This window comes from Acidisoma sp. S159 (assembly GCF_009766125.1).
GTDB lineage: Bacteria > Pseudomonadota > Alphaproteobacteria > Acetobacterales > Acetobacteraceae > Acidisoma.
Genome location: NZ_LMUG01000045.1, coordinates 159,846 through 173,104, shown reverse-complemented (window position 1 = coordinate 173,104; position 13,259 = coordinate 159,846). Strand labels below are relative to the sequence as shown.

At 66.2% G+C, this 13,259-nt stretch carries 15 protein-coding genes; 9 read left to right on the top strand and 6 right to left on the bottom strand.

What is annotated here, in order from left to right:
* Positions 1–248 precede the first annotated feature (248 nt).
* From GSQ92_RS13990 to GSQ92_RS13980, 3 genes are read left to right on the top strand one after another with little or no spacing between them, the layout of a single operon-like run.
* Positions 249–965, top strand: coding sequence for a YggS family pyridoxal phosphate-dependent enzyme (locus GSQ92_RS13990; protein WP_158803780.1), 717 nt, complete (start codon positions 249–251; stop codon positions 963–965).
* Positions 943–1,494 carry a Smr/MutS family protein gene (locus GSQ92_RS13985; RefSeq protein ID WP_254065720.1) on the top strand — a complete coding sequence of 184 codons (552 nt, stop codon included), beginning with the start codon at positions 943–945 and terminating at the stop codon, positions 1,492–1,494. The genes GSQ92_RS13990 and GSQ92_RS13985 overlap by 23 nt, the downstream gene beginning before the upstream one ends.
* The gene (locus GSQ92_RS13980) at positions 1,491–1,892 is read left to right on the top strand and encodes a helix-turn-helix domain-containing protein (RefSeq protein ID WP_158803778.1); all 402 of its coding nucleotides are present in this window, start codon (positions 1,491–1,493) and stop codon (positions 1,890–1,892) included. The genes GSQ92_RS13985 and GSQ92_RS13980 overlap by 4 nt, the downstream gene beginning before the upstream one ends.
* Positions 1,893–2,093: 201 nt before the next feature.
* On the opposite strand, the gene GSQ92_RS13975 is transcribed toward GSQ92_RS13980, so the two are convergent.
* On the bottom strand, positions 2,094–2,699 hold the full coding sequence (locus tag GSQ92_RS13975) for a nucleoside triphosphate pyrophosphatase (RefSeq protein WP_159013618.1): 606 nt from the start codon (positions 2,697–2,699) through the stop codon (positions 2,094–2,096).
* A gap of 8 nt (positions 2,700–2,707) precedes the next feature.
* Positions 2,708–3,586, bottom strand: a complete 879-nt coding sequence (locus GSQ92_RS13970; protein ID WP_158803776.1) for a pyruvate, water dikinase regulatory protein — start codon at positions 3,584–3,586, stop codon at positions 2,708–2,710.
* Positions 3,587–3,876: 290 nt separating this feature from the next.
* Between GSQ92_RS13970 and hemE the strand changes: the two genes are divergently transcribed.
* The 6 genes from hemE (at position 3,877) to GSQ92_RS13940 (ending at position 8,598) form a co-directional block, all read left to right on the top strand.
* Complete coding sequence (gene hemE, locus GSQ92_RS13965; RefSeq protein ID WP_158803775.1) at positions 3,877–4,920, top strand: uroporphyrinogen decarboxylase; 1,044 nt, start codon at positions 3,877–3,879, stop codon at positions 4,918–4,920.
* A gap of 22 nt (positions 4,921–4,942) precedes the next feature.
* On the top strand, positions 4,943–6,043 hold the full coding sequence (gene hemH, locus GSQ92_RS13960) for a ferrochelatase (RefSeq protein WP_371418558.1): 1,101 nt from the start codon (positions 4,943–4,945) through the stop codon (positions 6,041–6,043).
* Positions 6,044–6,045: 2 nt separating this feature from the next.
* Positions 6,046–6,756: an HAD family phosphatase gene (locus tag GSQ92_RS13955; protein ID WP_158803773.1), complete on the top strand. Its 711-nt coding sequence runs from the start codon at positions 6,046–6,048 to the stop codon at positions 6,754–6,756.
* A 2-nt stretch (positions 6,757–6,758) separates the two neighbouring features.
* Positions 6,759–7,199, top strand: a complete 441-nt coding sequence (gene hemJ, locus GSQ92_RS13950; RefSeq protein ID WP_158803772.1) for a protoporphyrinogen oxidase HemJ — start codon at positions 6,759–6,761, stop codon at positions 7,197–7,199.
* Between the two features lie 160 nt (positions 7,200–7,359).
* On the top strand, positions 7,360–7,932 hold the full coding sequence (locus GSQ92_RS13945; RefSeq protein WP_158803771.1) for a nucleoside 2-deoxyribosyltransferase: 573 nt from the start codon (positions 7,360–7,362) through the stop codon (positions 7,930–7,932).
* Positions 7,933–7,962: 30 nt separating this feature from the next.
* Entirely contained in the window at positions 7,963–8,598 is a 636-nt protein-coding gene (locus GSQ92_RS13940) for a glutathione S-transferase family protein (protein WP_158803770.1), read from the top strand.
* Between the two features lie 199 nt (positions 8,599–8,797).
* On the opposite strand, the gene GSQ92_RS13935 is transcribed toward GSQ92_RS13940, so the two are convergent.
* From GSQ92_RS13935 to GSQ92_RS13920, 4 genes are read right to left on the bottom strand one after another with little or no spacing between them, the layout of a single operon-like run.
* Positions 8,798–9,742: a nucleoside hydrolase gene (locus GSQ92_RS13935; RefSeq protein ID WP_158803844.1), complete on the bottom strand. Its 945-nt coding sequence runs from the start codon at positions 9,740–9,742 to the stop codon at positions 8,798–8,800.
* A 31-nt stretch (positions 9,743–9,773) separates the two neighbouring features.
* On the bottom strand, positions 9,774–10,661 hold the full coding sequence (locus GSQ92_RS13930; RefSeq protein ID WP_158803769.1) for an ABC transporter permease subunit: 888 nt from the start codon (positions 10,659–10,661) through the stop codon (positions 9,774–9,776).
* Positions 10,658–11,683, bottom strand: a complete 1,026-nt coding sequence (locus tag GSQ92_RS13925) for an ABC transporter permease (RefSeq protein ID WP_158803768.1) — start codon at positions 11,681–11,683, stop codon at positions 10,658–10,660. The genes GSQ92_RS13930 and GSQ92_RS13925 overlap by 4 nt, the downstream gene beginning before the upstream one ends.
* The gene (locus GSQ92_RS13920) at positions 11,680–13,248 is read right to left on the bottom strand and encodes an ABC transporter ATP-binding protein (RefSeq protein WP_158803767.1); all 1,569 of its coding nucleotides are present in this window, start codon (positions 13,246–13,248) and stop codon (positions 11,680–11,682) included. Before GSQ92_RS13920 ends, GSQ92_RS13925 begins: the two co-directional genes overlap by 4 nt.
* Between the last annotated feature and the right edge of the window lie 11 nt (positions 13,249–13,259).

The following is a 13,259-nucleotide window of genomic DNA, read 5'->3' as shown; positions in this document are numbered from 1 at the left end:
GCTCTTCCTTTATGAGACCCGCGGACCAAGCCCGTGAGGTTGGGCACGCCTCTGGCCGCGACCGGCTGAACCCCGGCCACGTCCTATTACGCTTTTTTTGTTGGTGATTTTTATTATCTAACTATAGTTAAAGATTATTAGCACAGCTCTGTAAGCTCGTGTGTTAAGATTACAAGACAGCAATCCTTTGCAAAGACATCGCGAGGCTCCGCCTTGACCCGCCTCGCAAGGCCGACAACCCTTGGTGAATGCAGATCTCCGCCAACAATGCCGAAATTGAGACAGCGCTTGCCGATCTCAGGCAGCGCATTGACGCCGCAACGCTTAAGGCCGCCCGCGCGCTCGGCAGCGTGAGCCTCGTCGCCGTCTCCAAGTTTCACCCGGAGGCCAGCATTCGGGCGGCTCTGCTAGCGGGCCATTCCGTATTCGGCGAAAACCGTGTCCAGGAGGCGGCGGCCAAGTTCCCGGCGCTGCGAGTGGAGTTTCCGCGGCTGGAATTGCGGCTCATCGGGCCATTGCAGACCAACAAGGCGCGGGCCGCGGTGGCGGCGGCGGAGGTTATCGAGACGTTGGACCGGCCACGCCTCGCCGATGCGCTGGAACAGGCGGCGCAACAGGAGGGCAAGCTGCCTCGGCTCCTGGTGCAGGTGAATGTGGGCGACGAGCCGCAGAAGGGCGGGATCGCCCGCGCCGAGGCTGACCGCTTCATCTCGGCGATGCTTCTCCGTTTTGGCGAGGCGCTGGAGGGTCTCATGTGCATTCCGCCGGCCGAGGCCGATCCGGCGCCCCATTTCCTCTGGCTCGCGGAATGCGCGCGGCGGCATGGGCTTGGCACCTTGTCGATGGGAATGTCGGGCGATTTCGAGACGGCGATTGGCTGTGGCGCGACCCATGTGCGGATCGGCTCGGCATTGTTCGGCGCCCGGCCCGCGGGAGGCGCCGGTGCGGCATCGCCCACTCTCTGAGCATGAGCGGGAGGAGTGGGCGACGTTTACCCGCTCGATCGGCACTCGGCCTTTGCGTGGCCGGTCCCCTGCCGCCTCATTGCCCAAAGCTGCCCCGGCGCAAGCTGCGCCATCGCAGCCGCCACCGGTTGCGCGGGCGGCAGAGGCGGTTGCCCGGCCGCCGGCGGCCGCGCGCAAGCCGGCGGTCAAGGCGATCACCGTTGGGGGCGCTGCCGCGGGTCTCGATAGCTCGTCCTGGGAGAAGTTGCGGGCTGGCCGGATGCGGCCTCAGCGCACACTCGATCTCCACGGCCGCACGGCACAAAGCGCGTTTTTGGCCTTCTCGGTCTTCATTCAGAATGCGCGGCATGACCGCCTGCGCTGTGTCGAGATCGTGACGGGCCGAGGGTCCGGGGAGGGCGGCGTATTGCGGCGCGAATTGCCCCACTGGATCAACCTGCCGCATCTGCGCGCCCTCATTCTGGCGGCGACCCATCCCTCGCAGACTAATACGGGCTCCGTGCGGCTTTTGCTGCGCCGGGTGAGGTGACGCCTTTCGGCGCCCGGCTGCGTAGCCTGCGGGCCGCGCGCGGCGTCACGCTCGCCCGGCTTGCCGGCGAGTTGCAGGTTTCGGCGGCTTATCTCTCGGCGCTGGAGCATGGCCGGCGCGGACGGCCGAGCACCGGGCTGGTCCATCAGGTCTGCGAGTTCTTCGGTCTGATCTGGGATGATGCGGAGGATTTGGCGCGGCTCGCGCGGCTGTCGCATCCACGGGTAACGGTCAATACCGCCGGGCTGTCGCCGGAGCAGACGGCGCTGGCGAACCGGCTGGCGCGCTCAATCCACCGGCTGCCGCCGGAGACGGTGGCGGCGATGCATGCGCTGCTGGACGCAACGGCGCCCGCCGCCAAGCCTCGGCTGCGGCGTCCGGCTGGTTCGGGGAGTTAGCGGGCGTGGTGTCTCCGGTTTGAACCCTGCTCACTGCACCACGTCATGCTCGGCGAAGGCCGAGCATCCACGCCTTTGCTCGCGTGAGGAAGGCAAGGCGTGGATGGCACGCCTTCGCGTGCCATGACGGATCTTTGGGTCGCGGTTCAAGCCGGAAATAACCTGCTCTAGCCGCGCGGCTCAACAGTCTCCGATAGAACGTCAGCCCGGAATCGTTCCGCTGTCGCGCAGATAGCCGAGTAGCGGCAGGAGGGGCATGCCGAGGATGGCGAACCAGTCGCCCTCGATGCGCTCGAACAGCCGGATCGCCGGGCCTTCGATCCGATACGCGCCGACGCTGCCGAGAACGGCTTCGCCTTCGGCGGCCAGAACCGCGTCGAGGTCGTCGTCCGAAAACCGGCGCATGGTGAGACGGGGGGTTTCGAGGTGGCGCCAGAGGCAGATATCGTCGCGCAGGCACACCACCGCCGTTGGCAGCGAATGCGTGCGGCCCCGCAGCGATAGCAGTTGGCGGCGCGCGCTGGCCATGTCGGCTGGCTTGTCGAACCAGTCGCCATCGCAGATCAGCATCTGATCGGCCCCTATCACGAGGCTGCCCGGATGCGACGCCGCCACGGCACGCGCTTTGGCTTCGGCCAGCCGCGATGCCGCCTCACCCGCGTCCAGACCGCCCGCTTTGGTTCGGCGCTTGAGCTTTTCCTCATCGATCGCGGCCGGTGCGAGAACGGGATCAAGGCCAGCGGCTGTCAGCATGGTCCGGCGAGCGGCTGAGCCGCTTGCGAGAACGAGGGGTGGCGAGCCAACCATGACGAGTTTCAGGCTGACGCGGGCGGGGCTTGGTTTTTCGCGGCGGCTGCCTTGTTCCGCCGGTCGTGCCAGGCGTCGATGAGTTGGATCACTGTCGCCGCCGTCTCCTCGATCGAGCGGCGGCTCACGTCGATGAGCGGCCAGCCGCGGCTGGTGCAGAGGCGCTTGGCCCAGAGCAGCTCGGCCGTCACGGCCTCCTGATCGGTGTATTGGCCGTCATGCTGCGGCCCGACATTCTCGGTGCCGAGCATCTTGAGGCGGTGGCGCCGGATATCGATCAAGGCCTGCGCATCGAGGGTGAGGCCGACCACGGGACAGTTCGGGGACTCCAGGACGGTGGGCAGCGCGATGCCCGGCACCAGGGGAATGTTTCCCGCCTTGATGCCGCGATTGGCCAGATAAAAGGAGGTTGGCGTCTTGGACGAGCGGGAAACGCCCACCAGCACCACATCGGCCCCAGCGATACCGGCCTGCGCCTGGCCGTCATCATGGGCCAGAACGTAGTGAATCGCATCGATACGGCGGAAATAATCGGCGTCCAGCGTGTATTGCCGGCCGGGCCGGGCGGCCGCCTGCTCGCCGAGATGGTCCTGCAGCATGGTCATCACCTGGTCCAGCACATGGACCACCGGCACGCCGAGCTTGTGGCAGGCCATGTCGAGTTCCGACCGCAGCCCTTTATCGACCAGGCTGGAGAGCACCGGACCGGGCTCCGCCTGAAGACCGTCGATCACGCGATGGAGCTGGAAGCGGGTGCGGATGAGGCTCCAGCGATGCGGCAGGATGGTGAGGTGCTCGAACTGGACCGTCGTCGCGCGGACGATCGAATTCAGGGTCTCGCCGGTGGCATCCGAAACCAGGTGCAGGTTCAACCGATGAGTGGACATCTTGTAACCATAACGAGAAAGCTGGGGATAAATCAGCCCCCAAGGCTCAATTCGGCCTCCAAGCGGGGAGAACCGAGGTTCCGGTGGGTACGCTCGCACAGCTTTGTGGCGGACGGGCGCCGTACCGGGGCGGTCAAGACTCTGTGAGTGCGGAGCGTCATCTCCTGCCGTGTCAGCTGGGGACGAAGCTGGGGACAAATGCGAAGACGGGCGGGTACCCTGTGACTCACACCCCCATCTACCTCCACACTCATTCCTAGATCTCTTTCAATAAGGTAGAGGCGCAGTGGATGACTCCCCGATCGAAGACATTGCTGCGCGCCCTCGGCGGCGAGGCCGTCTGGCCGCCGCCTATCTGGCTGATGCGTCAGGCTGGCCGGTACCTGCCGGAATACCGGGCGTTGCGCGCCGAAACCGCCGACTTCGTTTCCTTCTGCCTCGACACGAAACGGGCGACGGAGGCAACCTTGCAGCCCATCAGGCGCTTCGGGATGGATGGCGCAATCCTGTTCAGCGACATCCTCATCCTGCCCTGGGCCTTGGGGCGCGATCTGAGCTTCGCCGAGGGCCATGGGCCGGTGCTGGAGCCCCTTCGCCTGGCCCATGAGGTCTCGGCGCTGGACGAGCACGGGTTTCTGCGGCGCGTTGAGCCGGTGCTGGAAACGATCGGCCGCTTGCGGGAAAAGCTGGCCGAGGAAAGCCCCGGCACCGCGCTGATCGGCTTCGTCGGGGCGCCGTTTACGGTCGCCTGCTATATGATCGAGGGCGGCGGATCGAAGGATTTTGCCACCGCGCGCGGCTTGGCGGCGCGGGAACCCGCCATGTTCGGCCGGTTGATCGAGAGGCTGACGGAAACGAGTTCCACCTATCTTTTGGCTCAGATCAAGGCTGGCGCCGAAGCGGTGATGATCTTCGACAGTTGGTCAGGGCTGCTGCCGCCAGACCTGTTCCGGCGCTATGTCGTGGAGCCAACGGCGCAAATCGCGGCCATCATCAAGGCGCGGCACCCTCAGGTGCCGGTCATCGGTTTCCCGCGTCTCGCGGGCACCATGATCGCCGCTTATGGTGCCGGGGCTGGCGTCGATACCATGGGGATGGATACGGCCAGCGATCCAGGTGTGGCGGCGCGGCTGGTGCCGCCGGGTCTGGGGTTGCAGGGGAATCTCGATCCCTTTGCCTTGCTCGCCGGTGGCGATGCGCTGGCGGAGGCTGCTCATACGATATTGGGTGCCATGCGGGGGCGGCCCTTCGTGTTCAACCTCGGTCATGGCGTGATGCCGCCGACGCCGCCCGAGCATGTGGCGGCGCTGGTCGATCTCGTTCGTGGAGCCTGACACCGTGGATGTGCTTTCCTCCCTGAGGCCAGAGCGGCTGATCGCGTGGCCGAAGGTCGCGGTGGTGCTGTTCAATCTCGGCGGTCCTGACAATCAGGAGGCGGTGCGGCCGTTTCTGCTCAACCTCTTCGCCGACCCCGCCATCCTGCGGGTGCCGCCCTTTATCCGGCCATTCCTGGCGCGCTACATCGCGAGCAAGCGCGTGCCCGCCGCCAAGGAGAACTACCGGCTGATGGGTGGCGGCTCGCCGCTTCTACCGCTGACCCAAGCCCAGGCGACGGCGCTGGAAGCGGCGTTGATGCCGCATTGGGAGACGCGCTGCTTCATCGCCATGCGCTACTGGCATCCGTTCAGCCTGGAAACCGTGCGCGCGGTGAAGGATTGGGCGCCGGACGAGATTTTGCTGCTGCCGCTCTATCCGCATTTCTCGACGACGACGACGGGCAGTTCGCTCTCCGCTTGGCGCGAGGCGGCGGCTCAGGGCGGCCTGGTGCGGCCGACAACGACTCTGTGCTGCTGGTTCGATGATCCGGCCATCACGGCGAATGCGGCGGCGCTGGTGCAGAAGACCATCGATGAGGCGCGGGCCGCGCTGCCGCCCGGCACGCCGCTGCGCGTGCTGTTCTCTGCACATGGGCTGCCCGAGACGATCGTCACGCGCGGCGATCCCTATCAGTTCCAGATCGAGGCCTGTGTCGCGGCGCTGCGGCGCCATCTGCGCGAGCCCGACATCGAGGGACTGGTGTGCTATCAGTCCCGCGCGACGCCGCAGAAATGGCTGGGGCCGAGCACGGATGATGCGGTGATCGAGGCCGGACGGGACCGCCGGGCGGTGGTTGTGGTTCCCGTGGCTTTCGTCTCCGACCATTCGGAGACGCTGGTGGAACTCGACATCGAATACCGGGAACTTGCCGAGAAGCATCATGTTCTCGGCTATTTTCGCGCGCCGGTGCAGAATTCCGATCCGGGGTTTATCGCGGCGCTTGCTCGGCTTGCGGTCGAAGCGCGCGAGCGTGGGCCGGGGTTATGCAGCAGCGGTGGTGGCCGGCGCTGCCCCGCCTCGCATAAGGACTGCCCTTTCGCGCGGTCCGGCCATGCCTTCACTGCCGAAAGGGTCCACTGACGATGAAGACGGCGCAGCAATTGCTGGCGGAACGTCGCCACCCGATCCGGCTCGTCATCTTCGATTGCGATGGCGTGCTGATCGACAGCGAGGGGCTGGCAAGCCGCGTGGTCTCGGCCGAGCTTCGCAGCCTGGGCTGGCCGATCACCGAAGAGGAATGCGAGCGGCGGTTCCTCGGCAGTTCGCTGCGCGACATCATCGAGCAGACCGAGGCGGTGACGGGCCGGCCGGTGCCACTCGATTTCGGCGAGACGCTCGGCGCCGTCATGATCGAGGCGCTGCGGACCAGCGTCGAGGCGATTCCGGGGGCGGCCGCGGCTCTGGAGGCGCTGACGCGGGCGGGGATGCCGTGGCGTGTTGCTTCTAACTCGACGCATGACGAGATGGCGGTGAAGTTTGGGCGGACTGGCCTGTCTCGGCTGGTGGGAGACCGGCAGCATAGCGCCGAGGATATGATGCGCATCGGCCTCAACGGAAAACCCGATCCACATTTGTTTCTCGCGGCGGCGGCGGCGGGTCACACGGCGCCCGGGGATTGTGTGGTGATCGAGGATTCCGTGCCGGGCGCACGGGCGGCGCGGGCGGCGGGGATGACCTGTCTCGGCTTCAGTCCGCATGCTTCGGGCGAGATTCTGGCGGCAGAAGGTGCGGGGATTTTCCGTGCGATGGCGGAGCTTCCAGGGCTGCTCGGTCTGGCCAAGGTGGCTGCGTAACGATGCTGGGGGCGCTCTATCCCTGGCTCAAGGCGTTTCACGTCATCAGCCTGATCGCCTGGATGGCGGGGATGTTCTACCTGCCGCGTTTGTATGTGTATCACTGCGATACGGTGCCGGGCTCGGCGGAAAGCGAGCGCTTCAAGGTGATGGAGCGGCGGTTGCTTAAGCAGATCATCAATCCGGCGATGCTCGCGACTCTGTTGTTCGGCGTGCTGCTCGTAGTGGTGCTGGGCAGCGCCTTGTGGTCGCAGGGTTGGTGGTATGTGAAGCTGGTGTCAGTGGTGTTGCTATTCGGCTTTCACGGCGCAGTGTCGAAATGGCGCAAGGATTTCCTCAACGATCGCAACACACGGCCGCAGCGTTTCTACCGGATGGCGAATGAGGTGCCGACGGTGCTCATGGTCATCATCGTCATCATGGTCATCGTGAAGCCGTTTTGATGGGGATCGGCACGGTGTATCGAACGATTCGGCGGCCACCACCGTCATGGCACGCGAAGGCGTGCGATCCACGCCTTGCCTTCGTCACGCGAGCAAAGGCATGACTTAGTGGTGTTATCTCCAGCGTAGGCTGACACGAATCTAAGAGAGGCCGAATGCGATGGTGAGCGCCTATCTCGCGGGACCCGATGTGTTTCTGCCCGATGCCGCGTCACATGCGCGTAGGAAAATCGTGATCTGCGAGCGCTACGGTATTCGTGGCCTGCCGCCGCTGAACGAGGATATCGCCGCCCTTGCCGAGATGCATGAAAGCGCGGCCGGGCTTGCGATCTTCCGCAAGGATGTCGAGATGATGGAAGCCGCCGACATCATCATCGCCAATCTGACGCCGTTTCGCGGTGCCTCGGCGGATGCGGGAACGCTGGTGGAAATCGGCTGGTTCATGGGGCGCGGCAAGCCAATCTTCGGCTATTCCAACACGGCGGTCAGTTTCACCGATCGCAGCCGTGCGCAGGTGGCGGCTTTGCCGGACCCAATGGCGGGGCTTGCTGTGGAGGGGTTCGGCTTGCCCGACAACCTGATGGTTCCGGGCGCGGTGTTGAGCGGCGGTCTAGCGATGCTGCTGCCGGAAAATGGGGTGACGCTGGCTTTCGACGCGCTCGATGTTTTCGAGCGTTGCGTTGCGGCGGCGGCGGCGCATTTAGGTGTCGCGGCCTTGCCTGCTGGCGGGTGATTGCTTCAACGAGATTGGGGAGATGTAGCCATGTCTGAAATGACGCTTTGGGGCTTCGACGGTTCGACCTATGTCCGTACCGTCAAGATGCTGCTGGCCGAGAAGGGATTTACGGATTTCAAGCAGGTGCCGCTCAACGTATTGGAGGGCGATCCGAAGAAACCGGATCACCTGGAGCGCCATCCGTTCGGCAAGGTTCCGGTGCTCGATTATGACGGGATGCGTCTCCTCGAAACCGTGGCGATCGCGCGTTATCTGAACGACGTCCTGCCCGGTAAATCGCTGGTTCCGGCGACGCCCAAGGATCGCGCGCGGATGGATATGATCGTCGGCATCATCGACTCATACGGCTATGGCGCTTTGGCCGGCGGTGTTGCGGGGTATCATCTGTTTCCGGATTTCGTCGGCGGCAAGAGCGAGGCGATGCGGAGCGCCGGGCTGGAGAACGGCCGCAAGGTTTTGGAGCTGGTAATGAAGACAAAGGGTGCCTCGCCCTTCATCGCGGGAGAGCTCAGCCTCGCGGATCTCTATCTCGCGCCGATCATCGCCTATGTTTCGGTGACTCCGGACAAGGATGCCGTGTTCGCTGTTCCGGGCTTCGCGGATTGGTGGTCGAAGATCGAGGCTTTGCCGAGTTTCAAGAGCACGTCGCCGTTTCCGGGGTGATACGCGGCGCAAGTTCTAACCCCTCTGAGAGCGTGATGATCCGATACTGAACCGCGACCCAAACACTCGTCATGGCACGCGAAGGCGTGCCATCCACGCCTTGCCTTCGTGATGCAAGAAAGGCGTGGATGCCCGGCCTTCGCCGAGCATGACGGGGTGGAATGAGCAGGGTTTATACCAGAGAATACCTGCCATAACCTTACGGCAGCCGGGCGAGGCGTTCCTCCAGCAATGCGTACAACCCATGATCGTCCACGTCGCGGATGAATAGCGCGTTCGGCGCGCGATTGGTCACGCGCCACCAGTCGGCGACTGACATGCCGAGCGTCAGAGCGCTGGTGGTCTCCACTTCTACATTGATGTGCCGGCCGCGAAACAGGTCGGGCTTGATGAGATAGGCGATCACGCAAGGATCGTGCAGCGGTGCGCCGGCGGTGCCGTATTTCTCCAGGTCGAAGCGTTCGGAGAAGTTGAGCATCGCGGCAACCGCGCGGCCGCAGGCATTGGGCAATGCGCCGATCCGCTCTAGCCGTGCGTCGGTCGTCAGCACGCGATGCGTCACGTCCAGCGGCTTCATGACGATCGGCACGCCGCTGCCGAGCACGATGGCGGCGGCATGGGGGTCCACGTAGAAGTTGAACTCCGCCGCCGGGGTGATGTTGCCGACCTCGAAATAGGCGCCGCCCATCAGCACGATCTCGCGGATGCGCGTCGCGATGTCGGGCGCCTTGACCAGCGCCATGGCGATATTCGTCAGCGGGCCGAGCGCGCAGATGGTGAGCGAGCCGGGCGGCTCGGCGCGTAAGCGGTCGACCAGGAAATCGACGCCGTGTTGTGCTTGCAGCGGCATGCGAGGCTCGGGCAGGTCAGGGCCGTCGAGGCCGGTTTGACCATGCACATGCTCGGCGGTGACGAGGGGGCGCGCGGCCATGGGGCGGCTGCAACCGGCGTAGACGGGGATGTCCGGGCGGCCGGCGAGCTCGCAAATCTTGCGGGCATTGGTGCCGGTCAGCGTGACGGGGACATTGCCGGCGCAGGCGATGATGGCGTCGACCGTGAGCTCCGCCGGGGATGCGAGGGCGAGCAGGATGGCGACGGCGTCGTCCTGGCCGGGGTCGGTGTCGATGATGATTCTTCTGGTCATGGAGATGCCTTCGGGCCGGTTCTGGGGACGCTCAGGAATCCCGCAATTCGGCGGAATTGACCACCGCGCCGCCACGCAGGCGAGCGCTGATCCAGATGCCGAGAACGGTCGCGAGATAAGGCAGCATCAGGATGAAATCGCGCGGGGCGTTTTCGCCGAAAACGAGCTGCGCCTTGATTCCGAGATATTCCACGAGGCTGAAGAATAGCACGGCGAGGGTCGTGCCCAAGGGGTGCGCGGCGCCGAAGATGACGGCGGCGAAGGCCATGAAGCCGCGCCCCGCCGTCATGTTGATGCTGAAGATTTGCAGGCCGCCGAGGGAAAGGTCCGCTCCGCCCAGCCCGGCCAGCACGCCGCCCAACACCAGGGCCAGCAGCCGCATGCGGCCGGGATCGGCGCCGACGCTGCGGGCGGCGAAGGGATGCTCGCCGCAGGCCGCCAGGCGCAGACCGAAACGGGTGCGGCGGAGCAGCACCCAGAGCGCCAGCACCGTGAACGGCATCAGCAGCACCAGCACGTCGAGCACGCCAAGAATCCCATAGGCGGGGCCAAGCGTGGGGATGCCGGCGGGCGCCGTGACGGCCGCCTCGCTGCCATAGATCGCCTGGATCGCGAGATCGGTGCCGGAAAGCCCAAGGCCGGTCAGCCCGAGCCCCGCGATGATCGGATTGGCGCGTAGCTTCTCGATGACCACCCAGAGCAGCACGGAGAGCAGCACCGAGAACAGCACGGCGCCCGCGACGCCCGCGAGCACGGAGCCCACGCGTTCGGTGATTACGACGCCCGCGCAGGCGCCGGTGATCATCAGGCCCTCGAGGCCGAGATTCCACACCCCGGCGCGCTGCGCCAACATGCCGGCCATGGCGACATAGATCATCGGCGTCGCTTCGCGCAGCACGGCGACGACCAGGGAGATCACCGGCGTACCCCGCCAAGGCGGCGCGGCCAGGCGCGGGCGGTGATGAAGAGGGCGATGGCGGCGTTGACCATGTCGATGGCCGCCGCTGGCAGGCCCGCGATCACTGGAAGGAAAAGGCTGGCGGAGGCGAGGCCGCCGAAGAACAGCGCGACAATGACCGTGCCGCTGACGGAGAGATTGGCGACCAGGGCGATGAGCACGGCGGTGAAGCCATGTTCGGGGGAGAAGCCGCTGACCAGCCTGCCGTCCGGTCCCAAAACCTCCATGGCACCCGCGAGGCCCGCCGTGCCGCCGCTGATCAGGAAGGCGCCGAGGCCGAGGCGGGAGAGCCTGGCACCCTGCCAGGTCACCATCACGGGGTTGCGGCCCGCCAGGCTGCCGAGCACGCCGAAAGCCGTGCGGTTCATCAATACCCAGATCCCGATGGCGACCAGCAGCGTGATGCCGAGGATCGTGGGCGAGACGCCGCTCGAATCGCTGATCCGCATCGCTGCCGGAACCGGGCGGCTTGCAGTGACCTGGCCGCTGCCGGCGGGGTCCTTCAGCCAGCCGCTGGTGATCCAGATCAGCAGCAGCCCGGCGATGAAATTGCCCATCAGCGTGGTGATGACCTCATCGGTGCCGGAGCGGATGCGCAGCCAGCCCGGCCAAAAGGCCCAGAGCGCGCCGAAGGCAATGCCGAGCAGGAGGGCGAGGAGGATGACCAAGGGTCCGGGCAGGCCGGGCAGCAAGGCGACGACAACGGCGGCGCCGATCGCGCCGAGGTAGAACTGCCCTTGCGTGCCGACGTTGAAATAGCCGCAGCGGAAAGCGACCAGCACGCCCGCCGCCGAGACGAAGAGCGGGCAGGCCCAGCGAAGATCCTGGATCAGCGCGCCATCGGCCAGGAAGGCACCGCCGAGAATGCTCGAGAACATGTCGAGCGCCGAGAAGCCGGCGGCCTCAAAGATCACGCCGCAGAGGATGAGCGCCAGCAGGACGAACGCGATGGCGCGGAGGACGGTGAGCGATGCCGCCTTCATGCCGCCGCCGATCCCACCATGGCGGTGCCGACGGCATGCAGGTCATAGGGCGCGGTGAAGTCTCCGGCGATGCTGCCGCCCTGCAGGACGATGACGCGGTCGCTGATGTCGAAAAGCTCGTCGAGGTCGGAGGAAATCAGGATGAGGCCGAGGCCGCGCTTCCGCGCCTCCCGCATCGCATGCCAGACGAAGGCGGTGGCGCCGATGTCGAGGCCACGGGTCGGCTGGGCGAGGATGATCAGCCGCGCCGCCTCGTCGATCTCGCGCGACAGAATGACCTTCTGGGCATTGCCGCCGGAGAGCGAGCGGGCAGGCTGGTTGACGGTCTCGAAGCGGACATCCCAGGTGGTGAAGGCGGCTCGCGCCTCGGCACGCAGCTTGGCCGGGTTGATCAGGCTAAGCGCCGAATGGCCGAGCAGCCCGCGCGCGGCCCAATTCTCCCATAGCGCGCTGGAGAGGCTCAGACCTTCCGTATTGCGCTCGAAGGGGATGATGCGGAGACCACGGCGGCGGCGCTCGGCCAGGGGCATGGCGGTGATATCGGTGCCGTCGAGGGTCAGGCGTCCGGCGGTCAGCGGGATAAGCCCGGCGATGGCCTGGACCAGGGGTTGCTGGCCGTTGCCCTCGACCCCAGCGATGCCGAGGATTTCGCCCGCGCCGACCGAGAGGTCGATCTGCCGCAAGGCCGGGCCGTCTCCGGTTTTGGCGGTTGCGGCACCGGCGATCGAGAGCAGCGGTGCGGTCACCGCAGCGGCGGGCTGGGCGTGGGTGCCGCGCGGAATGGATGCGCCGACCAGCGCCGCCTGGTCCTCCGGTGCCTCGGCCGCGATGGCCGCCGCGCCGATGATCGAGCGCGCGAGGCTCTCCGCCGTGACCTCAGTGGCCTCGGTCGGTCCATCCACCAGGCGGCCGCCGCGCAGCACCGTAACAGTATCGGCGATGGCCAGGACCTCGCGGACCTTGTGCAGGATGATGATGATGGTGACGCCGCTGTCCCGCAGGCGGCGGAGACGGGCGAAGAGTGCGTCAACCGCGCCGGGCGCCAGAACGGCGGTCGGTTCGTCGAGGATGAGGAGACGTGCGTCACCGGCCAGCGCGCGGGCGATCTCGACGGCCTGCTGGGTCTCGACTGGCAGGTCGCGGATGCGATCTTTCGGTTTTGCCTCGACGCCGAGGGCCTTGAGGTGCTTGGCCCAGCGGCGGTTGAGGGTCCGGCGGAAGAAAATCGCCCCGGTGCTGCCGCTGAGGCCGAATTCCATCGCCTCGGCGACGGTGAAGGAGGGCGGCAGGGCGAAGCTTTGATGCACTAGCTCGACGCCCGCTTCCCGCGCCGCGGCGACATGGCCGATCCGCAGGGGGCGGCTGGCGATCTCGACCGTGCCGGTGGCGGAGCCGATCAGCCCGGCGCAGGCCCGCGCGAAGCTTGTCTTGCCGGCGCCATTCTGGCCGCAGACGGCATGGATACGATAGCGGCCGAGGGTCAGCGTGACGTCCTGCAGTGCCACGAAGTCGCCGAAGCGGATGGTCAATCCGCTACAGGCCAGCGCCGGAGGGTCGGCGGACACGACCGGCTGCC

Bases quoted from the DNA above. Each gene is read 5' to 3' on its own strand.
- GSQ92_RS13940 (WP_158803770.1), top strand. From the start codon at position 7,963: ATGTCTGAAATGACGCTTTGGGGCTTCGACGGTTCGACCTATGTCCGT.
- hemJ (WP_158803772.1), top strand. From the start codon at position 6,759: ATGCTGGGGGCGCTCTATCCCTGGCTCAAGGCGTTTCACGTCATCAGC.
- GSQ92_RS13945 (WP_158803771.1), top strand. From the start codon at position 7,360: ATGGTGAGCGCCTATCTCGCGGGACCCGATGTGTTTCTGCCCGATGCC.
- GSQ92_RS13970 (WP_158803776.1), bottom strand. From the start codon at position 3,586: ATGTCCACTCATCGGTTGAACCTGCACCTGGTTTCGGATGCCACCGGC.
- GSQ92_RS13955 (WP_158803773.1), top strand. From the start codon at position 6,046: ATGAAGACGGCGCAGCAATTGCTGGCGGAACGTCGCCACCCGATCCGG.
- GSQ92_RS13990 (WP_158803780.1), top strand. From the start codon at position 249: ATGCAGATCTCCGCCAACAATGCCGAAATTGAGACAGCGCTTGCCGAT.
- GSQ92_RS13975 (WP_159013618.1), bottom strand. From the start codon at position 2,699: ATGGTTGGCTCGCCACCCCTCGTTCTCGCAAGCGGCTCAGCCGCTCGC.
- GSQ92_RS13925 (WP_158803768.1), bottom strand. From the start codon at position 11,683: ATGAAGGCGGCATCGCTCACCGTCCTCCGCGCCATCGCGTTCGTCCTG.
- GSQ92_RS13935 (WP_158803844.1), bottom strand. From the start codon at position 9,742: ATGACCAGAAGAATCATCATCGACACCGACCCCGGCCAGGACGACGCC.
- hemE (WP_158803775.1), top strand. From the start codon at position 3,877: ATGACTCCCCGATCGAAGACATTGCTGCGCGCCCTCGGCGGCGAGGCC.